This is a genomic window from Bradyrhizobium sp. AUGA SZCCT0105 (genome assembly GCF_018129565.1).
Classification (GTDB): Bacteria; Pseudomonadota; Alphaproteobacteria; order Rhizobiales; family Xanthobacteraceae; genus Bradyrhizobium.
Genome location: NZ_JAFCMK010000003.1, coordinates 661,042 through 679,784, shown reverse-complemented (window position 1 = coordinate 679,784; position 18,743 = coordinate 661,042). Strand labels below are relative to the sequence as shown.

18 protein-coding genes and 1 pseudogene are annotated in these 18,743 nt (G+C 64.2%); 11 read left to right on the top strand and 8 right to left on the bottom strand.

Annotated features, from left to right (window positions below):
- Positions 1-117: 117 nt before the first annotated feature.
- A complete protein-coding gene (locus JQ573_RS19165) occupies positions 118-537 on the bottom strand; it encodes a MerR family transcriptional regulator (protein ID WP_212314157.1) in 420 nt (139 codons plus the stop codon).
- Positions 538-627: 90 nt separating this feature from the next.
- Here JQ573_RS19165 and JQ573_RS19160 point away from each other — a divergent pair, with 90 nt between their 5' ends.
- Together JQ573_RS19160 and galU are read left to right on the top strand one after the other, a co-directional pair.
- Positions 628-1,929, top strand: coding sequence for an NADH:flavin oxidoreductase/NADH oxidase family protein (locus JQ573_RS19160; RefSeq protein WP_212314156.1), 1,302 nt, complete (start codon positions 628-630; stop codon positions 1,927-1,929).
- A 151-nt stretch (positions 1,930-2,080) separates the two neighbouring features.
- Positions 2,081-2,956, top strand: coding sequence for a UTP--glucose-1-phosphate uridylyltransferase GalU (galU, locus tag JQ573_RS19155; protein ID WP_212314154.1), 876 nt, complete (start codon positions 2,081-2,083; stop codon positions 2,954-2,956).
- A 261-nt stretch (positions 2,957-3,217) separates the two neighbouring features.
- On the opposite strand, the gene JQ573_RS19150 is transcribed toward galU, so the two are convergent.
- On the bottom strand, positions 3,218-4,174 hold the full coding sequence (locus JQ573_RS19150; protein ID WP_212314152.1) for a hydrogen peroxide-inducible genes activator: 957 nt from the start codon (positions 4,172-4,174) through the stop codon (positions 3,218-3,220).
- 118 nt (positions 4,175-4,292) lie between these two features.
- Between JQ573_RS19150 and katG the strand changes: the two genes are divergently transcribed.
- Positions 4,293-6,458 carry a catalase/peroxidase HPI gene (gene katG / locus JQ573_RS19145; RefSeq protein WP_212314149.1) on the top strand — a complete coding sequence of 722 codons (2,166 nt, stop codon included), beginning with the start codon at positions 4,293-4,295 and terminating at the stop codon, positions 6,456-6,458.
- A 99-nt stretch (positions 6,459-6,557) separates the two neighbouring features.
- Here katG and JQ573_RS19140 read toward each other — a convergent pair whose 3' ends face one another.
- The 3 genes from JQ573_RS19140 to JQ573_RS19130 form a co-directional block, all read right to left on the bottom strand.
- Complete coding sequence (locus tag JQ573_RS19140) at positions 6,558-6,758, bottom strand: hypothetical protein (protein WP_212314148.1); 201 nt, start codon at positions 6,756-6,758, stop codon at positions 6,558-6,560.
- A 119-nt stretch (positions 6,759-6,877) separates the two neighbouring features.
- Positions 6,878-7,888 (bottom strand): aldo/keto reductase, encoded by a 1,011-nt coding sequence (locus JQ573_RS19135; protein ID WP_212314147.1) that lies wholly within the window; start codon positions 7,886-7,888, stop codon positions 6,878-6,880.
- Between the two features lie 99 nt (positions 7,889-7,987).
- Complete coding sequence (locus tag JQ573_RS19130) at positions 7,988-8,413, bottom strand: PaaI family thioesterase (protein WP_092118828.1); 426 nt, start codon at positions 8,411-8,413, stop codon at positions 7,988-7,990.
- 92 nt (positions 8,414-8,505) lie between these two features.
- On the opposite strand from JQ573_RS19130, the gene JQ573_RS19125 reads away from it, so the two are divergent.
- Together JQ573_RS19125 and JQ573_RS19120 are read left to right on the top strand one after the other, a co-directional pair.
- Positions 8,506-9,135, top strand: a complete 630-nt coding sequence (locus tag JQ573_RS19125; protein WP_212314146.1) for a CoA pyrophosphatase — start codon at positions 8,506-8,508, stop codon at positions 9,133-9,135.
- Positions 9,136-9,499: 364 nt separating this feature from the next.
- Positions 9,500-10,696 (top strand): hypothetical protein, encoded by a 1,197-nt coding sequence (locus JQ573_RS19120; RefSeq protein ID WP_212314145.1) that lies wholly within the window; start codon positions 9,500-9,502, stop codon positions 10,694-10,696.
- 117 nt (positions 10,697-10,813) lie between these two features.
- Here the strand turns inward: JQ573_RS19120 and JQ573_RS19115 are convergent, their stop codons facing one another.
- On the bottom strand, positions 10,814-11,113 hold the full coding sequence (locus JQ573_RS19115) for a hypothetical protein (protein WP_212314144.1): 300 nt from the start codon (positions 11,111-11,113) through the stop codon (positions 10,814-10,816).
- Between the two features lie 206 nt (positions 11,114-11,319).
- On the opposite strand from JQ573_RS19115, the gene JQ573_RS19110 reads away from it, so the two are divergent.
- Both JQ573_RS19110 and JQ573_RS19105 read left to right on the top strand, forming a co-directional pair.
- Positions 11,320-11,799 (top strand): hypothetical protein, encoded by a 480-nt coding sequence (locus JQ573_RS19110; RefSeq protein ID WP_212314143.1) that lies wholly within the window; start codon positions 11,320-11,322, stop codon positions 11,797-11,799.
- 12 nt (positions 11,800-11,811) lie between these two features.
- Entirely contained in the window at positions 11,812-12,714 is a 903-nt protein-coding gene (locus JQ573_RS19105; RefSeq protein ID WP_249131926.1) for a CoA ester lyase, read from the top strand.
- Between the two features lie 14 nt (positions 12,715-12,728).
- Here JQ573_RS19105 and JQ573_RS19100 read toward each other — a convergent pair whose 3' ends face one another.
- Complete coding sequence (locus JQ573_RS19100; protein WP_212314141.1) at positions 12,729-13,943, bottom strand: EAL domain-containing protein; 1,215 nt, start codon at positions 13,941-13,943, stop codon at positions 12,729-12,731.
- 168 nt (positions 13,944-14,111) lie between these two features.
- Between JQ573_RS19100 and JQ573_RS19095 the strand changes: the two genes are divergently transcribed.
- A complete protein-coding gene (locus tag JQ573_RS19095; RefSeq protein ID WP_212314379.1) occupies positions 14,112-14,375 on the top strand; it encodes a hypothetical protein in 264 nt (87 codons plus the stop codon).
- A gap of 76 nt (positions 14,376-14,451) precedes the next feature.
- Here JQ573_RS19095 and JQ573_RS19090 read toward each other — a convergent pair.
- Positions 14,452-14,921, bottom strand: a pseudogene (locus tag JQ573_RS19090) (hypothetical protein); the annotation flags it as partial.
- Between the two features lie 147 nt (positions 14,922-15,068).
- Here JQ573_RS19090 and JQ573_RS19085 point away from each other — a divergent pair.
- The 3 genes from JQ573_RS19085 (at position 15,069) to JQ573_RS19075 (ending at position 18,680) form a co-directional block, all read left to right on the top strand.
- Positions 15,069-16,016 (top strand): TAXI family TRAP transporter solute-binding subunit, encoded by a 948-nt coding sequence (locus JQ573_RS19085; protein ID WP_212314139.1) that lies wholly within the window; start codon positions 15,069-15,071, stop codon positions 16,014-16,016.
- A gap of 181 nt (positions 16,017-16,197) precedes the next feature.
- A complete protein-coding gene (locus JQ573_RS19080) occupies positions 16,198-18,306 on the top strand; it encodes a TRAP transporter permease (protein WP_212314137.1) in 2,109 nt (702 codons plus the stop codon).
- Complete coding sequence (locus tag JQ573_RS19075) at positions 18,267-18,680, top strand: DUF1850 domain-containing protein (protein WP_212314135.1); 414 nt, start codon at positions 18,267-18,269, stop codon at positions 18,678-18,680. The genes JQ573_RS19080 and JQ573_RS19075 overlap by 40 nt, the downstream gene beginning before the upstream one ends.
- The last annotated feature ends 63 nt before the right edge of the window (positions 18,681-18,743 follow it).

Sequence of the window (18,743 nt, the reverse complement as noted above, 5' to 3'; positions counted from 1 at the left end):
AAATCGTGCCGTCCCAGAAGGCCCCGTCACGGTTTCCAATAGCTTAACAAAGGGCAGCATTTTGGGCGTGACGAAATCGCGCGCGATGGTTTGACCGGGACAAATTGTCCGGCGGCGTCAACCGGCTTTGGCCTGTTCTCTGAGATCGGCCAAGACAGCTTCGGCGTTTTCGAAGCAATCGCCGCCCGGCGGCGTGGCTTCGATCCGGGCGATCACGGCCTCGAGCCCGGCCTGGGTTTCAGCCAATCGGCGCTGCAAGGCTGCGACCTCGACCACCTTGGCCTTGAGCGCGGCCACCAGTCTGTCGCGGCTCCAGTCTCCCTTGCCGTGCGGCGGCAGCAGGTTCCGGATCTCGTCGAGCGAAAATCCAGCCTGCTGGGCCATCACGATGATCTCGAGGACCTGCCTGGTTCCGCGCGAATACTGCCGATAGCCATTCAAGCCGCGATCGATCGACCCGATCAGGCCCTCTCGCTCATAGAAGCGGATGCGCGACGGCGCCAGGCCAGACTCCCGAGCCAGTTCCCCGATCTTCACTGCCGTGCTCCTCGCTGCTTGACCTTAAAGTTTACTTTAAGGTTAGGGTGCGTGCAGATCAACAAGGAACTCGATTAAGGAACCTGGCTCATGTCGCCGTTCAATTCCCTCACTCTGCCCAACGGAAGCACCGTTCCCAACCGCATCGCCAAGGCGGCGATGGAGGAGAACATGGCTGATGCCGGGCATCTCCCGTCCGCCGAACTGCTGCGCCTCTATCAGGCCTGGGCCGAGGGCGGCGCCGGTCTCATCATCACCGGCAATGTCATGATCGATCGCCGCGCCATGACCGGACCGGGTGGCGTCGTGCTGGAGGACGGCACGCCGCTTGAGGCGTTCCGAAACTGGGCCCGGATTGGCCGGGCCAGGGGCGCGCAAATCTGGCTGCAGCTCAGTCATCCGGGGCGGCAGATGATGAAAAACATGGGCCAGCAGACCCTGGCGCCCTCGGCGGTGGCGCTCGATCTCGGCAAGCATTCGAATCTGTTTGCGATGCCGAGGGCGATGACCGAGCACGACATCGACGAGGTGATCGCGCGCTTCGTCACCGCCGCGAAACTCGCAGAGCAGGCCGGCTTCTCCGGCGTGCAGATCCATGCGGCGCATGGCTATCTGATCAGCCAGTTCCTGTCGCCCTTGAGCAACCGGCGCACCGACCGCTGGGGCGGCTCGCTGCAAAACAGGGCGCGTCTCTTGATCGAAACCGTCAAGGCCGTCCGCGCCGCGGTGTCGCCGGGCTTCTCGGTCGCGGTCAAATTGAACTCGGCCGATTTCCAGCGCGGCGGCTTCGATGCAGCCGATGCGAAGACGGTCGTCGAGATGCTGAATGAATTGCCCGTGGATCTGGTGGAACTGTCGGGCGGCAGCTACGAGGCGCCGGCGATGCAAGGCGATGCACGCGACGGCCGCACGCTGGCGCGCGAGGCCTATTTCCTCGACTTCGCGCGCGATATCGCAGGGGTCGCCAGGATGCCGGTCATGGTCACCGGCGGCATTCGCCGCATCGGCGTCGTGCAGCAGGTGCTCGACAGCGGCGTCGCCATCGCGGGTATCGCCACCGCGCTTGCGATCAGGCCGGATTTGCCGAGCGCGTGGCGCGGCGGCGAAGATCTGCGGCCAGAAGTCGCGCCCATCCGCTGGAAGAGCAAGCCGATGGCGTCGCTTGCCGCCATGGCCGTCGTGAAATTCCAGCTGCGGCGGTTGAGCCGGGGCCGCACGGCCAATCCGAACGTTTCGCCGTTGAAGGCGTTGGTTCTCGCCCAGTTGCGCACCGCGTCGCTCACCCGCAAATATCGCCGCTGGATCGCGTCATCGGCCGCCGCAACGGCTGCGTCTCGCGGCACGTCGGTTTTGTCACGCGCGAACGCGCGGGCCGTCGGGATGCCTCGGTAGGCCGGCTATTCGGGTCGGAAATACTCGGATGGACAAGGCGGATTGGTGCGCATCACACATCCGCCTTTGTTCTCGGCTGCAAAACGGGTACCAAGGAGCGATTAGATTCCGCGCCGCCGTCCCACCCGTTTCAAGGCTCCCGATAAATCCCATGAAGATCCGCAAAGCCGTATTTCCCGTCGCCGGTCTCGGCACCCGCGTGCTGCCTGCCACCAAGGCAATGCCGAAGGAGATGCTGACGATCGTCGACAAGCCTCTGATCCAGTACGTGGTGGATGAGGCCCGTGAGGCCGGCATCGAGCACTTCGTGTTCGTCACCGGCCGCAACAAAGGCGTCATCGAGGATCACTTCGACCGCATGTTCGAGCTCGACACCACGCTCGCGCAACGCGGCAAGAAGACCGAGCAGGACATCCTGGCGCAGAACCAGCCTGAAGCCGGCGCGATGAGCTTCACCCGGCAGCAATCGCCGCTCGGGCTCGGCCACGCGGTGTGGTGCGCGCGCGACATCGTCGGCAACGAGCCGTTCGCGGTGGTGTTGCCGGACGAGCTGGTGCTGAACACGCCGGGCTGCCTGAAGCAGATGATCGACGCCGCCAACAAGCTCGGCGACAAGTCGAACGTGATCGCGGTCGAGGCGGTGCCCGACGAGCTCACCCATCAATACGGCATCTGCGGCGTCGGAAAACGCACCGGCAACATCTTCGAGGTCGACGGCATGGTCGAGAAGCCGCCGCAGGGCACCGCGCCGTCCAACCTGTCGATCACCGGGCGCTACATCCTGCAGCCGGAAATCTTCAATATCCTGGCCACGCAGGAGCGCGGCGCCGGCGGCGAGATCCAGCTCACCGACGCGATGATCGGGCTTGCCAAGACGCAGAAGTTCTACGGCGTCGAGTTCGAGGGCGAGCGCCACGATTGCGGCTCCAAGCCCGGCTTCCTCCGCGCCAACATCGCCTTCGGCCTCAAGCGCCCCGAGCTGCGCGACGGCCTGATCGCCGAGATGAAGAAGTATCTGGAGAAGTAGGGGCGCTGCCTCATCTCGTCATTCGCCGCGAGAATGCGGAGGTCGATTCACAGACCGCGCAACGTATTCGATGTCGTCCCTGCGAAAGCAGGGACCCACACTCCGCAGCAGGCGTAGTGAATGGAACACGTCGTCCAGAATTGCTCAACAATGAACATTCGTGGTTATGGGTCCCTGCTTTCGCAGGGACGACAGCTGTAAGTATGGCGCGACGTGTGCGTCAAACACGGACGGCATCGTCTCCGCCGCACCCCGACCCAATCACGCCACCTTCCTTCGCCCCGCCCGTTTCATTGGCTCTTTCGCGCCATCACCCTTCGGTGCGCGAAGCTCGCGAGCGGCGAGGCTGACCACCTCGGCGATCTGCTGCAGCTGCGCGGCGAGCGGAGAGGTCTTGCGCCAGACCATGCCGATGGTGCGCGAGGGCTGCGGGTTCTTGAAGCGCGAGACGGTGACGGGCGCGGAGCGCGTCTCGACCGTCACCGCCATCTCGGGGATCAGGGTGACGCCGATGCCGGCGCCGACCATCTGCACCAGCGTCGACAGCGAGCTCGCATCCAGCACCTCGCGCGGCGGCGAGGATTGCATGTTGCAGAACGACAGCGCCTGGTCGCGGAAGCAATGGCCTTCCTCGAGCAGCAACAGCCGCATCTCGCGCAGCATCTCGGCGCTCGGCACCGGCGTCTTGGCGTCCTCGCCCGGCCGCACCAGCAGGAAATTCTCGGAGAACAGCGCGACCTCGGTCAGCGACGGTTCATGCACCGGCAGCGCCACGATCGCGGTGTCGAGCCGGCCCTCGGCGACTTCCTTGATCAGCTTCGGCGTCAGCGTCTCGCGGACATGGATGTCGAGCTCGGGATGCAGCCGCGCCAGGGTCTCGATCACCCGCGGCAGCAGATATGGCGCAATGGTTGGGATCATTCCGACGCGCAGCCGCCCGGCGAGCTTGTCGCGCGAGGCGCGCGCGAAGTCGCCGAGCTCGTCGACCGAGCGCAGGATGTCGCGCACGCGATGCAGCAGGTCCTCGCCGAAGGTCGTCAGGGTGACCTGCCGGGCATTGCGTTCGATCAGCACGCCGCCGACCGCACGTTCCAACTCGCGGATCTGCATCGACAGCGCCGGCTGCGACACCGCGCAGGCATCCGCGGCGCGCCCGAAATGCCCGTGCTGCGCCAGCGCATCGAAATACCTCAGTTGCCGGAGTGTGACATTTATCATCAGATTATCTTATCGACGCGATCACTAAAGTCAATTTCACCTGATGGATTGGGGCGCGTAGAATCATTCTTGGAAGAGCTCCAGCGCATTCCAGAATCCATCACCTCGGAGAAGAAACATGGACGCAAAAACCGACGACGGCGCGGGCAAATGCCCATTCACGGGCGGGCCCCGCGGGCACGCGAATCGCGACTGGTGGCCGGAGACGCTCGACGTTCAGGTGCTGCATCACAATTCCAACCTGTCCGATCCGATGGGCAAGGGCTTCGACTACGCCAAGGAATTCAAGTCCCTCGATCTCAACGCCGTGATCAAGGACCTCACGGCCCTGATGACGACGTCGCAGGAATGGTGGCCAGCCGACTTCGGCCATTACGGTGGCCTGATGATCCGCATGGCCTGGCACTCGGCGGGAACCTATCGCATCACCGACGGCCGCGGCGGCGCCGGTGCCGGTCAGCAGCGTTTCGCCCCGCTCAACAGCTGGCCTGACAACGCCAACCTCGACAAGGCGCGCCGGCTGCTGTGGCCGATCAAGCAGAAATATGGCCGCAAGATCTCCTGGGCCGACCTGATGGTCCTCGCCGGCAACGTCGCGCTGGAATCGATGGGCTTCAAGACGTTCGGGTTTGCCGGCGGCCGCGCCGACGTGTGGGAGCCGGAAGAGCTGTACTGGGGTCCGGAAGGCACCTGGCTCGGCGACGAGCGCTACAGCGGCGAGCGCCAGCTCTCCGAGCCGCTCGGCGCGGTGCAGATGGGCCTGATCTACGTCAACCCGGAAGGCCCGAACGGCAATCCGGACCCGGTTGCCGCCGCGAAGGACATCCGCGAGACGTTCTTCCGCATGGCGATGAACGACGAGGAGACGGTTGCGCTGATCGCCGGTGGCCACACCTTCGGCAAGACCCACGGTGCGGGCGATCCGTCGTTGGTCGGTCCGGAGCCGGAAGGTGGCGCGATCGAGGATCAGGGCTTGGGGTGGAAGAGCAAGTTCGGCACCGGCGTCGGCGCTGACGCGATCACCGGCGGTCCCGAGGTGACCTGGACCCAGACCCCGACCAGGTGGAGCAACCACTTCTTCGAGAACCTGTTCAAGTACGAATGGGAGCTGACGAAGAGCCCGGCGGGTGCGAAACAGTGGAAGGCAAAGGGCGCGGACGCCGTGATTCCGGACGCGTTCGATTCGTCGAAGAAGCATGTCCCGACCATGCTGACCACCGACCTGTCGCTGCGCTTCGATCCGGCCTACGAGAAGATCTCGCGCCGGTTCTATGAGCATCCGGATCAGTTCGCGGACGCCTTCGCCCGCGCCTGGTTCAAGCTCACGCACCGCGACATGGGTCCGATCGCGCGCTACCTCGGCCCGCTGGTGCCGAAGGAGACGTTGATCTGGCAGGATCCGGTGCCGGCGCTCGATCACGCTGTGATCGACGACAAGGATATCGAGGCGCTCAAGGCGAAGATAACAGCCTCGGGTCTCTCGGTCTCCGAACTGGTGTCGACTGCCTGGGCTTCGGCCTCCACGTTCCGCGGCTCCGACAAGCGCGGCGGCGCCAACGGCGCGCGCATCCGTCTTGCTCCGCAGAAGGACTGGGATGTCAACGAGCCGGCCCAGCTCAAGGGTGTGCTGTCCAAGCTCGAAGCCATCCAGAAAGAGTTCGGCAAGAAGGTCTCGCTCGCCGATCTGATCGTGCTTGGCGGCGCGGCTGCGATCGAGAAGGCGGCGAAGGACGGCGGCACCATTGTGAAGGTCCCCTTCACGCCGGGCCGCACCGATGCGACGCAGGATCAGACCGACGTCGAATCGTTCGCTCCGCTCGAGCCGCGGGCTGACGGCTTCCGCAACTACATCAGCGGCAAGCATCAGTTCCTGCAGCCCGAGGAGGCATTGGTCGACCGTGCGCAGCTCCTGCGGCTGACCGGACCGGAATTGACGGTCCTCGTCGGCGGCCTGCGCGTGCTCGGCGCCAATGCCAAGAAGTCGAAGCACGGCGTCTTCACCGGCAAGCCGGGGACGCTGACCAACGACTTCTTCCTCAACCTGCTCGACATGGGCACGGTGTGGAGCGATGCCGGCCAGGGCGTCTATGAGGGCCGCGACCGCAAGACCAAGGCGGTGAAGTGGACCGGCACCCGCGTCGACCTGATCTTCGGCTCGCACTCGCAGCTGCGCGCGTTCGCCGAAGTCTACGGCTCGTCGGATGCCAAGGAGCAGTTCGTGAACGACTTCGTCGCGGCCTGGGCCAAGGTGATGAACGCCGATCGCTTCGACCTCGCGAAGTAAGCGACCGGTACGCAACGGCAATCAGGGCGGCGCTTCGGCGCCGCCCTGTTTCATTTCGGGGACGCAATTTGGAAGACGAAAGGCTTTCCGCAGCTTTGCTCAGTCGTGCAGCTTCATGTCCCGGATCATCTCCTCGAACTCCGCCTGCGTCGGAATCGCCGGTGGCGATTGCGCCGCGCTGCTCATCACGATGGGAGCATCGCACTGCAAGGCCCCGCGCGAAGGTTCGAAGATCGCGGTCAGGCTCGCCCAGCACACCAGGAGAGCCACGATCCAGTCCAGTACATTGGATGCCATCATCGCAGCACCAGCATCAGCATTTCCATGCGCTGATGGTGCAGCCTGTGCGACGCTTGCGCAATTCGGAAGCTACGAAACGTGACTTCGGCGTGGCCGAGCGAAGTACCGAAGGCTGGACGCTATCCGGTCCGCGCCCGACGCCCCTCGATCGGATAGGCGGGATCGTTGAAGCCCGGCGTCGAGGGATGGCCGGCGACGACGAGGCGGTCGATCAGGGCTTCGTCCTCGGCGGTGAAGCGATAATCGAGCGCGCGGATGTAATCGTCCCATTGCGCTTCGGTGCGCGGTCCCGCAATGACCGCGCTGACGAACGACGAGTTCAGCACCCACGACACGGCGAACCGTCCGGCGGTGATGCCGTGGCTCTCGGCGTGGCACTTGATTTCCTGCGCGAGCTGCAGCGATTCCGGCCGCCACTCGGTCTGCATCATGCGCTTGTCGTTGCGGCCGGCGCGCGTGTCGGCAGGTGGCGCGGCATCGGGTGCGTATTTGCCGGTCAGCACGCCGCGCGCCAGCGGGCTGTAGGGCACGATGCCGAGGCCGTAATAGGCGCAGGCCGGGAAATGCTCGACCTCCGGCATCCGGTTCATCGCATTGTAATAGGGCTGGCTCGCGACGGGACGGTCGATGCCGAGCCGGTCGCAGATGTTGCAGATCTCGGCGACGCGCCAGGCGCGGTAGTTGGAGACGCCGAAATAGCGCACCTTGCCGGCGCGGATCAGGTCGCCCATCGCGCGCACCGTCTCGTCGAGCGGCGTCGCGTGGTCTTCCTTGTGCAGGTAGTAGACGTCGATGTAGTCGGTGCCGAGCCGCTTCAGGCTTTCGTCTGCGGCCTGGAGCACCCAGCGCCGCGACAGCCCGCCATGGTTGGGATCGTCGCCGATCGGATTGGCGAGCTTGGTCGCGAGCACCCAGTTCGACCGGCTGTTCGAGATCGCGCGTCCCACGACCTCCTCGGACTTGCCGCCATTATAGGCGTCGGCGCTGTCGATGAAGTTGATGCCGGCCTCGCGCGCCTTGGCCACGATCCGCGACGAGGTCGCTTCGTCGGTCGGCCCGCCGAACATCATGGTGCCCAAGCAGATCGGCGAAATCTTCAGGCCGCTGCGGCCGAGCTGGCGATATTGCATCGATCGTTCCTCCGGGTCATTCCGGGATGCCCCAAAGGACCAGACCCGGCACATCGGGATTCCGGGCTCGATGCTGCGCATCGCCCCGGAATGACAGGATCAACTCTCGTTCTTCAGGATCTTGAACACACCATTGGCCATCGCGATGCAGCGCTTGTCGACGGTCACCTCGGCCGTGATGAAGATCAGGCTGCGGGTCGAGCGTACCACGCGCGGCCGCGTCGTCAGGATCTCGCCGATCTTGCCGGCCTCGACGAAATGGGTGTCGAGCTGCACCGTCGCAAGCGTCGGCTTGCCCGAGACGAAGCGCGCGGCCATGCCGCAGGCGCGGTCGGCGAAGGTCATGATCACGCCGCCCTGCACCAGGCCGCGACGGTTGTGGTGCTTGTCCTCGGTGATCAGCGCGAGTTCGAGCGCACCGTCCTTCAATCGCTCCCACAACGGGCCGATCAGCGTCAGGAAACCCGTGGTGTCGGCGATCTTCCAGCCGTCGGATTTGAGTTTGTCCGCGGCTTTGGCCGTCATGAGGAGGGATCCCTTGCTTGCAAATGTTTGATCGCAGGAGGCATGTCGTTGCGCTCATTTCATCAAACGCTGTTGTGTTGTAGTCAAGCTCCATGGCCCGCACATTTGACGATGCCACCCGGCGGAATATCGCAGAGCTCTGCGCCGCATTCGCGCGCCTCGCGCCGGCGGATGCGGCACCGACGCTGAAGCGCGCGGCGGTCGCGATCGCGCTGACCGAAGGTGATGACGGCGACGGCACCGCCTTCCTGCTGACCCGCCGCAGCGCGCGCCTGCGCGCCCATAGCGCGCAATGGGCGCTGCCGGGTGGACGCTGCGACGCCGGCGAAACGCAGCCCCAGGCCGCGCTGCGCGAGCTGCACGAGGAGCTTGGGCTGGCGCTGTCCGAACGCGATGTGCTCGGCATGCTCGACGACTATCCGACGCGGTCCGGCTATCTGATCACGCCGGTCGTGGTCTGGGCCGGTGCGCATGCGGCGATCGCGCCGAACCCGGATGAGGTTGCGTCCGTCCATCGCATCGGCCTCGATGCGGTCGAGCCCGACGATGCGTTCACCTTCGTCACGATTCCCGAAAGCTCGCGGCGCGTGATCCGCTTCCGGCTCGGTGGCCAACAGATTCATGCGCCGACCGCCGCGCTGATCTATCAGTTCCGTGAGGTGCTCGCCGGCCGCAACACCCGCGTCGCCGATCTCGAGCAGCCGGTGTTCGCATGGAAGTAGGCCGCAACGATGCGGCTATTTGTGACGCCGTTTGCGGGCGTTCATCTTCATTACCTTCTCTTGCGCAACAGGCGGATGCGTTGCGCTCTCGGGTTCCGGCGGCGCCCGCGACACATTCTCGTAACAGGAGAACCGTGAGCGCGTATCCGGAAACGACCCGCAATCCGGACGCTGGGCGCGCGCAGGTGCGGCAAGCGTCAACGCGGCGGCGAGCCAGAGTGCCATTCTCATCGCAATCTCCACGGCGTTTCACCGGAGAACACCGCATTGTGGCGAAAATTCTGGACCTGATCGCGGCATCCGGCCGCTTGCGCTCCGGACATTTCCGGGCTGACTTCGCGGCGGCGCTTGCTACAACGAGGCCATGCGCCCGCAATTGATTCGCCTCGTTCCTGGATTTGTCGCGCTCGCGCTCGCCGCCAGCGCGCCGTCTGTATTGGCCGGCGAGGCCGATACGTTGCCGCCGTCCGTCGCCAATGCGATGGCGCAGGCCTCACCGCAGGCGATCATGGAATATCGCCGCAAGCTGGAGGAATATCAGGCGGCGCGCGATGCCTTCGAGCAGGACGCCAGCGCCTATTGGAGCGCGATCGCCGACAAGCGGCGTGGCCGCAACGCCAAGCGCCGCGACCGCGTGCAGATTTCGCTGGACGATTACGTGCTGCAGCAGCCGCCGGTCTATGAGGGCCCCAAGCGGCCGGTCAACCCGGCGCCGGAAGAAGAGGGCGGCAAGCCGCCGCGTCCGCCCAAAACCATTCCGGTGGTCTCGGATCTGGTGAGGGCGGCGGCCGAACAGTTCCAGTTCACGCCGCAGCGGCCGTCGAGCGAGGTCGAGTTCAAGCGCGCCTATGCCCGCTACGCGCGAGCGGCGGGGCTGACGCCGGAGCAGGCGGTGCGGGTCTATTCGTTCGAGACCGGCGGCACCGGCAATTACGACGTGCAGGCCGGCATCGAGCACGGCGGCAAGCGCGCCATCTCCACCGCGATGGGCTACAACCAGCTGCTCACCACCAACACCGTCGAGCTCCTGGCCGAGCAGGGCCATGAATTCGTGCGGGATCTGACCGCGCGGGTGGCGGCGACACAGGGGCCGGCACGCAAGGCGATGGAGCACAAGCTCGCGGTGCTGAAGAAGATGGTTGCGTTCACGCTGACCGTGCCCGACGACTGGTCGGCGCATCAGCGCCTGGCCGATACGCCGCAGGGCTGGGCGTGTCACGCCATGGTGCTCGACATCGATATCGGCCCGATGCTGCAGACCCACAAGCTGCTGACCTCGGTGATCTTCGCGCGCAACAAGGGCTACACCAGGCCGCTGACCGCGGCCGAGCTCGAGATGATGAACCTGACCGGCGACGGCACCGGGCTCGACATGGTGACCATGCCGCAGGCGATGCGCGAGCAGGTGCCGACCACGAATTTCTTCCAGCGCTCCGGCTACGAACGCAATCCGGTCGCGATCCGTCACAACACCGTGGCCAAGCTGCTCGCCATCACCAACGAGCGAATGGATTCCAACAGCAACAAGCCCGGCGCGAGGGAATTGGCCGCGGCGTTCTGAGGTCTACCGAAGACATCAGAGCATTGTCGGTTCTGATTGAATCAGAACCGAAGCTCTAGACCTTCTCTCGACGCGTTTTCTTCACGTGAACCGGCGTCCACTTCGCTCGAAAACGCTCTAATTCGAGCCGAACATGAACTTGCCGTCGCCCTCGAGATAGGGCCCGGAGCGCATGTAGAGCTGGCCGTTGTGGCCGATGAAGAACAGCGTCCCCTTCGGCACCTTCTTGGCGCCCTTCAGCAGTGTGTTGGCATTGCTGGTCCCCATCTTGTAGGCCCAGGTCTTGCCGTCCTTGTCATAGGCGTAGCCCATGTCGGTCTTCAGCTCCCAGGGAGCAGCCTCCTGCGCGAATGCGCATGTCGTCAGCGCCGCAAGCGCCGCAGTCGCAATAAAGGTCTTGGTCAAAAAATGCGTCATGATCCACCTCCGGCCGAGAAAAACGGCGTCGTCCCCACGTTCTTGAACAAATCACGAACGGCATTTGCGCGTCAATACGACAATCGGCGCGACCGCTATCGTCCATCAGCGACTTTGTGATTTCCCGCATCAAGCTTGGCGACTATCTTCGCGTTACCGTTTACAAACGCTTCGATTGCCGGAAACACTACCTGGGGATGATCGGGATGAACCACGTCATGAAGATCGGTATCGGTGTCGCTCTGTCGTTCATGGCGCTGGCGTCAGTCGCGCAGGCGGACCAGTTCAAGCTCTCCAACAACCAGCGGATCTCCTGCAGCCGCGGCCTGTCGGCCGGCAAGCTCAACACGTCGACCTGTAAGTCCTATGCCTATCTGTTCAACGCCAAGACCTCCGAATATTTCCGCTGCCAGGTCTCGCTGGCGCTGACGCGGGACAACAAGGAAGTCATCAACGTGCAGGCCGACGGCGGCTGCACCAAGAAGCCGCGCATCTTCGAGACCGATGGCAATTACACGTTCGACGCCACCGAGACCGAGCCGCCGAACACCAATTCGTTCTTCGGTCCGGGCGGCTATGCGATCTGGGCAAGCGATACCAACACCCAGAAGATCCGCGGCTGCATCACCATCTCGTCCGGTCTCGGCTCCGACATCTCGAAATGCCTCGACATGACGTTTCAGTGACGGCTGTGCGTGATGCGCAAGCTGCGCCCGGCCCCGCTGTGCCGCTCCTGGCTGTTTCTCGAAGGCGCCAACGAGGCGGTCCTGCAAGGCGCGGCCGCCAGCGGCGCCGACGTGCTGATCCACGAGCTCGAGGACTTCACCCCGCCGCCGCTGCGCCCGAAGGCGCGGGCGCTGGCGGCCGAGCTCTACGCGGCCTGGCGCAACCACGGCGTGGTGGTCGCGGTCCGCGTCAATCCGTTGGACCAGGACGGCATGGACGATCTTGCCGCCGTGATGCGCGGCCATCCTGACATCGTCGCGCTGCCGAAGGTCGCCGAGCCGCACCATGTCGCAAGACTCGACGAGGCGGTGACACGGTTCGAGCGCGACTATGGCATCGCCGAGGGATCAACGTCGCTGTTGCCGAACATCGAGTTTGCGCGCGGCCTGGTGCAGACCGGCGCCATCGCCGGCGCGAGCCGGCGCACCATCGGCTGCCTGATGGCCTCCGAGGACCTCGCCGCCGATCTTGGTGCCGAGCGCGGCAGCGATGGCCTGGAGCTCGCTTATGCGCGCCAGCGCTTCATCGTCGAATGTCGCGCCGCCAATGTCGTCGCGGTCGATTGTCCCTACACCTGGAGCGACGCTGCGGGCGTCGAACGCGACACGATCTGGGCCCGACGGCTGGGTTACAGCGCAAAGAGCCTGGTCGATCCAGCACATGCCGCCATCGTCAACGGCGTGCTCACGCCGAGCGAGGATGAGTTGCGCCAGGCGGGCAGGATCGTAGCTGCCTTCGAAGCGGCGCGGGCACAGGGCCTCGGGCGCGTCGAACTTGACGGCTTGTTGCTGGAAGTCCCGACCTATTCCAACGCAAAGCGCCTGATCGCGCGCGGCGAGGCGCTGCGCGCGATCGATCACAACGCTCAAGCCTGACCGGAGGCCATGCCTCAGGACGCCGGCTGTTTCTCCGAGAAGTGCATGCGCGAGCGGGCGAACTTCTTGACGCCCATCGGCTTGCCGAACAGGTAGCCCTGGACCTGATCGAAATCCATCTCGTGCGCGGCAAGAAAGTCCGCGCGCGTCTCGACCCCCTGCGCAATAACCTGCGCGCCGGCGTCGTGTGCGAGCTCGACGATACGCCGGCACACTGTCTGCTTGAGGCGCTGATCCGCGCATCCAGTGACGTATTGATGGTCGACCTTCAGCTGGACGAACGGAAAGTTCGGCAATCCCAGCAAGGATGGCCAGTTCGCGCCGACATTGTCGATCGAGATGCCGATATTGTGCAGGCGAACGCGCCGGGCGACATCGATCGCCAAATCGAGATTGTCGACCACCTCGGCGCTGTCGATCTCGATCAGCAGGCCGGCGAAGGCGGCATGATCCGGAATCCGGTAACAAAGCTCGCGCACCGCAGCATCGTCGGCGAGAAACGAGATCGGCAGGTTGATCGAGAGATCGACCGGTCCGATCTGTTCGAGCAGATAGCGCCAGTCTTCGATGGCGCGCGCGATCACGAACTCGGACAGCGCATGAAAATGCGGATCGCTTTCGTCGGGGATGAAGTAGGCAGGCGGCACGACGCCCCATGCGGGATGGCGCATCCGGATCAGCGCCTCGGCGCCGCTCGGAACCAATGTCCGGAGATGAATTTTCTGCTGATACCACAGCTCAAGCCAGCCGGCCTTCAGCGCTTCGGGCACATCCACTGCCGGGCTCGGTGCGGGCTCGAGCGGCATCAATGACGCAAGACTGTCACGAAGGGTTCCGGCGCTGAACGGGGTGGAGAGGGCCGGCAGCATGGCGATACCGTACTCATCGCCGATCTGCCGGACCGCTTTCACGATGATGGAGTCCGGTTGGCCGATGACAAGGACCTTGCCGCCGTAGTCCTTTCTCACCAAAGTCTCGAGAATTTTACTGACTTCGATGCCGTCCACGGACACGCCGAGCACCAGAAGATCGGGCCGTTCCGCGTCCAGCACGGTGTCGAGTTCCAGGGCCTGGCCGCATTCGCTGGTGATGAAGCCGAGGTCTTCCAGCGCCTCTGCGAGGAAGGTCCGAAGGTGTTTTTTGCTGTCCGCAATGCATGCGCGTGGGGTCAGCTTGCGATGTCCGAACCAGCCGGCTCGCGTTTGTCCGATGTGACTGATGTGGTTCATGCCCCGCCTTATCCGTAATTACCCCGGCCTGACTCGTACATCCATGAGCGGCGGCAATCATGGAAATTTCTGGTTCATACATTGATTGGTTCGCTAACCTTAAAGGATTCAATTCGACTCAAATGATCCCGGAATCGCCACGTCTTGTCGCGGTTACAGGCGCAACAAATGCGTCATCTGGCGTTCATGAGAGCAATTGTGTCTGACTTTGCACCGCACCGGAAACATTGCGCGCGTGTGTCATCGCGAGACGACGTTAATGACTGTGGTGTCGGGTCGATGCCGATGCGGAATTGCACCATTGTCGGACATCAAATCGAGTTGCCGCCGCGCGCCAACCGCGAATCAGGTCATCCGTTCTGCGATGCCAATGCAGTCCTGCGTGATGTCGTCGTTGCCGTTCGCAACGTCTCCGGCATCAACGCGCAGTAGCCGATCAGCCCGGCACAAGCGACGGCCGCAAGGAACAGAAATGCGGCGCTGTAGCCCGCGTGGACGATGACGAAGCCGCCACAACAAAGATCGGCTCGCGGTCCCAGGCGTCGACCTTGCGTCCGACCAGCATCGTGACCGGCACCGTCACCAGCTGCGCCGCAATGATGCAGGTCGACATCAGCAACGTCCCGAGGTTGCGATTGACCGATGCGAGCTTCTGTCCGACCAATGGCAGCATCGCCGCATTGGCAAAATGACAGATCACGGTCGAGACCGAGAAGATCAACAGCGGCTTGCAGGTCAGCCGCACGCGAAAGCCGGATCGCCGGTCATGTAACGTGCCACGATCCCGGCGATCGCCGCGATCGACATCACCGACCCGATCGAGGCCTCGTCCCACCTCCGTTCGGTCAGAAGGTAGATCGCCAGATAAGGGCCGAGCCCGTCCCGCACGTCGGCGAGGAAGAAGTTCAACGCGTCAAGCGCGCGCTCAACGGGCGTCCCGGACGGCTGCAAGTGATACCTCGCGGCGAGATTGCGCATCTCAACCCGGCGGCGCGCGCAGAGTTCCCGTGCAGGTAAAGTGGTGCTGCTATCAGGGATTTCGGCCCTGCATGCGTCATTTGGATGGGTTGACCCGGCAGGGGCGTGCGGCCAATTTCCGGCCCGGCTTAGGGGAGAATAATACTCATGAATTCAAGGTTGACGGCTGCCGCGATCGTGGCCGCCAGTGTTTTGTCCGCGCCTGTCGCACAGGCCCAGCAGTTCATTAACGTGCTCACCGGCGGCACCTCGGGCGTCTACTATCCGCTCGGCGTCGCGATCGGGAAGATCTACGGCGACAAGATCCCCGATGTGAAGACCCAGGTGCAGGCGACCAAGGCCTCGGTGGAGAACCTTGTGCTGCTGCAGCAGGGCAGGGGCGAGATCGCCTTCACGCTCGGCGATTCGCTGAAGGCCGCCTGGGAAGGCGACGCCGAGGCCGGCTTCAAGAACAAGCTCGACAAGCTGCGCACCATCGGTGCGATCTATCCGAACTATATCCAGATCGTCGCCACCGCCGAAAGCGGCATCAAGACGCTCGCCGATCTCAAGGGCAAGAGCCTGTCGGTCGGCGCGCCGAAATCCGGCACCGAGCTCAACTCGCGCGCGATCCTCGCGGCCGCCGGCATGAGCTACAAGGATCTCGGCAAGGTCGAGTATCTGCCGTTCGCCGAATCGGTCGACCTGATGAAGAACCGCCAGCTCAACGCCACGCTGCAGTCCGCCGGCCTCGGCGTCGCCTCGCTGAAGGACCTCTCGACCTCCAGCGACATCACCGTGGTCGCCGTGCCGAAGGAGACCGTCGACAAGATCGGCCCGCCCTTCGTCTCCGTGATCATTCCGGCCAACACCTATACCGGCCAGGACAAGGACGTGCCGACCGCTGCCGTTGTGAACTACCTCGTCACCTCGAGCGCGGTGTCGGACGATCTGGCCTATCAGATGACCAAGCTGATCTACGAATCGCTGCCGGAGCTCGCCAATGCCCACGCCGCGGGCAAGGAGATCAAGCTGGCGGCCGCCGCGACCGGCAGCCCGGTGCCGCTGCATCCCGGCGCGATCCGCTATTACAAGGAAAAGGGCCTGATCAAGTAGGAGAGGGCCGGACTAACCACCGTCATTGCGAGGAGCAAAGCGACGAAGCAATCCATCTCTCAACGCGCCGAGGGATGGATTGCTTCGCTTCGCTCGCAATGACGGCGGCCCGATTTTTCCCGGTTTCGGGACAGAAGCCAGGTGGCTATAAGCGTCGCGGGCACGGCGGGGGACTAATCATATGCAGCAGCAGGTTGCGGGCGAGCAGCCCATCAAGGTTGAGTTCGACAATTTCGAACATGGTTTTCCGGAAGGTTTCGGTCCGGGCGCCTGGGGGCATCTGGCCTATGCCATCGGTCTCGCCTTTGCGGTGTTCCAGCTCTATGTCGCGGCCTTCAATTATTTGCCGAGCCAGGTGGTGCGCGGCGTCCATGTCGGCTTCCTGATCCTCCTGACCTTCGGCCTGATCGGCAATTTCACCGCGAAAACCGATTTCGGCCGTGCGGTGAGCTGGATCGTCGGCGCCGCCGGCTTCCTGTGCGGGCTCTATCAGTGGATCTTCTATGCCGACCTGATCGCCCGTGACGGCGATCCGACCAACATGGACCTTGCAGTCGGCACGCTGCTCGCGATCCTGATCTTCGAGGGCACGCGGCGGCTAATGGGAGCGGCGCTGCCGCTGATGTGCGGCGCCTGTCTGCTCTACTGGTTCTTCGGACAATATCTGCCGTCGCCGTTCAACCATCGCGGCTATGACTTCGACCAGATCGTCACCCATCTCTCATTCGGCACCGAAGGCTTCTATGGTGTGCCGATCTATGTCTCGGCAACCTACATCTTCCTGTTCATCCTGTTCGGCTCATTCCTGGAACGTGCCGGCATGATCCAGCTGTTCACCGACGTCTCGCTCGGCCTGTTCGGCCGCACCCGCGGCGGACCGGCCAAGGTCGCGGTGTTCGCCTCGGGCATGATGGGCACGATCTCAGGCTCCGGCGTCGCCAACGTCGTCACCGTCGGCCAGTTCACGATTCCCTTGATGATCAAGTTCGGCTATCGCCGCGCGTTCGCCGCCGGTGTCGAGGCCACCGCCTCGATGGGCGGCCAGATCATGCCGCCGGTGATGGGCGCGGTCGCCTTCATCATGGCCGAGACGCTTGGCGTTCCCTATTCGGAGATCGTCAAGGCCGCCGTGATTCCGGCGATCCTGTATTTCGCCTCGGCGTTCTGGATGGTGCATCTGGAAGCCGGCAAGCATGGCCTCGTCGGCATGAAGCGCTCCGAGATCCCGAGCGCCTGGAAGGCGCTGGTCGCCCGCTGGTATCTCGTCTTGCCGCTCGCGGCGCTGGTCTACATGCTGTTCGAGGGCTTCACGCCGCTCTATGCCGGCAGTATGGGGCTCGCGTTGACGGTCGCGCTGATCCTCGGCGCCAGCATCACGCTCGGCTTCTCCAACACCGTCGTGCGCTACATCTTCTGGATCGGCCTCGCGCTGGTGGTTGCCGCGGTCTCGCGCCACGGGCTCGAGATCGTTCCGGTCGCCAGCGTCGTCGCAGGATTGATCGTGATCGCGGCGATCACCCGCGGTGGCCGCGCCACGCTCCGAGCCTGCCGTGACTCGCTCGCCGACAGCGCCAAGTCGGCGCTGACCGTCGGCATGGCCTGCGCCATCGTCGGCACCATCATCGGCATGATGACGCAGACCGGCGTCGGCACCATCTTCGGCAGCTGGATCATCGGGCTCGGCGCCAAGAGCCTGTTCCTGGCGCTGATCATGACCATGCTGCTGTCGATCCTGCTCGGCACCGGCATCCCGACGATCCCGACCTACATCATCACCGCGGCGCTCGCCGCACCTGCGCTGGCCAAGCTCGGCGTGCCGCTGATCGCAAGCCACATGTTTGCGTTCTACTACGGCATCATGGCCGACCTCTCGCCGCCGGTCGCGCTGGCGGCACTGGCGGCGGCACCGATCGCCAAGGAGAATCCGGACAAGATCGGCTGGGAGGCGATGCGGATCGCGCTTGCCGGCTACGTCATTCCCTTCATCTTCGTCTATTCGCCGGCGCTGATGCTGCAAGGCAATGATCCGACGGCTGCGCAACTCGGGTTCTATGGGGCGGTGGCGCTGGCGACCTTCAAGGCGCTGGTGGCGATCGGGTTGTTCGGCATCGTCGCGATCGGCTTCCTGTTTACGCGGCTGACCTTGATCGAGATCGTGGTCGCCTTCGGCGCCGCGCTCTGCCTGCTCGGCGATTTCCAGTTCTCGGACACGGCGGGATTCACGCTCGCGGCCGCTGTCGTGCTTTGGCAATGGCGGCAGCGTCCGCGCAACGCGGTGGCGGCGGCTTGAGCCTCTGCCTTGCATCCGCGGGTGTCGTGAAGACGCTGTCGATCGCAGCCTTCACGCTGGCCTGGACGCATTCGATCGAGAAGACCGCCTGGCAGGAAGACTGGCTGGTCACGCCGGCCGGCCTGACGCTGCAGCAGGCGCGCATCAAGGGCACTGGCGCCGGCATGGAGCCGCCGCCGGAAGCGCGCCTCACTGGCGGTTGGTTTGAATGGTCGCCGCCGCCGGTGCCCAGGCCCGAGGTCGTGCTAGGCAATTCCGGCGCCGCAGGTGAATGGCACCTGTGCAATGCGGGAAGCTGCCAGACGCTATCGGAGATTTTCGGACATCCGATCGGTGCTAATGTCACGACGATGAGTGTGTGTCGCGATCCGTAGCCCGGATGGAGCGAAGCGTAATCCGGGGCCAGTGTTCCCGGATTTCGCTTCGCTCCATCCGGG

Excerpts from the sequence above, each read along its gene's own strand:
- katG (WP_212314149.1), top strand. The coding sequence starts at position 4,293 with ATGGACGCAAAAACCGACGACGGCGCGGGCAAATGCCCATTCACGGGC.
- JQ573_RS19125 (WP_212314146.1), top strand. The coding sequence starts at position 8,506 with ATGGCCCGCACATTTGACGATGCCACCCGGCGGAATATCGCAGAGCTC.
- galU (WP_212314154.1), top strand. The coding sequence starts at position 2,081 with ATGAAGATCCGCAAAGCCGTATTTCCCGTCGCCGGTCTCGGCACCCGC.
- JQ573_RS19135 (WP_212314147.1), bottom strand. The coding sequence starts at position 7,888 with ATGCAATATCGCCAGCTCGGCCGCAGCGGCCTGAAGATTTCGCCGATC.
- JQ573_RS19160 (WP_212314156.1), top strand. The coding sequence starts at position 628 with ATGTCGCCGTTCAATTCCCTCACTCTGCCCAACGGAAGCACCGTTCCC.
- JQ573_RS19085 (WP_212314139.1), top strand. The coding sequence starts at position 15,069 with ATGAATTCAAGGTTGACGGCTGCCGCGATCGTGGCCGCCAGTGTTTTG.
- JQ573_RS19120 (WP_212314145.1), top strand. The coding sequence starts at position 9,500 with ATGCGCCCGCAATTGATTCGCCTCGTTCCTGGATTTGTCGCGCTCGCG.
- JQ573_RS19130 (WP_092118828.1), bottom strand. The coding sequence starts at position 8,413 with ATGACGGCCAAAGCCGCGGACAAACTCAAATCCGACGGCTGGAAGATC.
- JQ573_RS19075 (WP_212314135.1), top strand. The coding sequence starts at position 18,267 with ATGGCGGCAGCGTCCGCGCAACGCGGTGGCGGCGGCTTGAGCCTCTGC.
- JQ573_RS19150 (WP_212314152.1), bottom strand. The coding sequence starts at position 4,174 with ATGATAAATGTCACACTCCGGCAACTGAGGTATTTCGATGCGCTGGCG.
- JQ573_RS19100 (WP_212314141.1), bottom strand. The coding sequence starts at position 13,943 with ATGAACCACATCAGTCACATCGGACAAACGCGAGCCGGCTGGTTCGGA.
- JQ573_RS19080 (WP_212314137.1), top strand. The coding sequence starts at position 16,198 with ATGCAGCAGCAGGTTGCGGGCGAGCAGCCCATCAAGGTTGAGTTCGAC.
- JQ573_RS19095 (WP_212314379.1), top strand. The coding sequence starts at position 14,112 with ATGCGTCATCTGGCGTTCATGAGAGCAATTGTGTCTGACTTTGCACCG.
- JQ573_RS19110 (WP_212314143.1), top strand. The coding sequence starts at position 11,320 with ATGAACCACGTCATGAAGATCGGTATCGGTGTCGCTCTGTCGTTCATG.
- JQ573_RS19115 (WP_212314144.1), bottom strand. The coding sequence starts at position 11,113 with ATGACGCATTTTTTGACCAAGACCTTTATTGCGACTGCGGCGCTTGCG.
- JQ573_RS19140 (WP_212314148.1), bottom strand. The coding sequence starts at position 6,758 with ATGATGGCATCCAATGTACTGGACTGGATCGTGGCTCTCCTGGTGTGC.
- JQ573_RS19105 (WP_249131926.1), top strand. The coding sequence starts at position 11,812 with ATGCGCAAGCTGCGCCCGGCCCCGCTGTGCCGCTCCTGGCTGTTTCTC.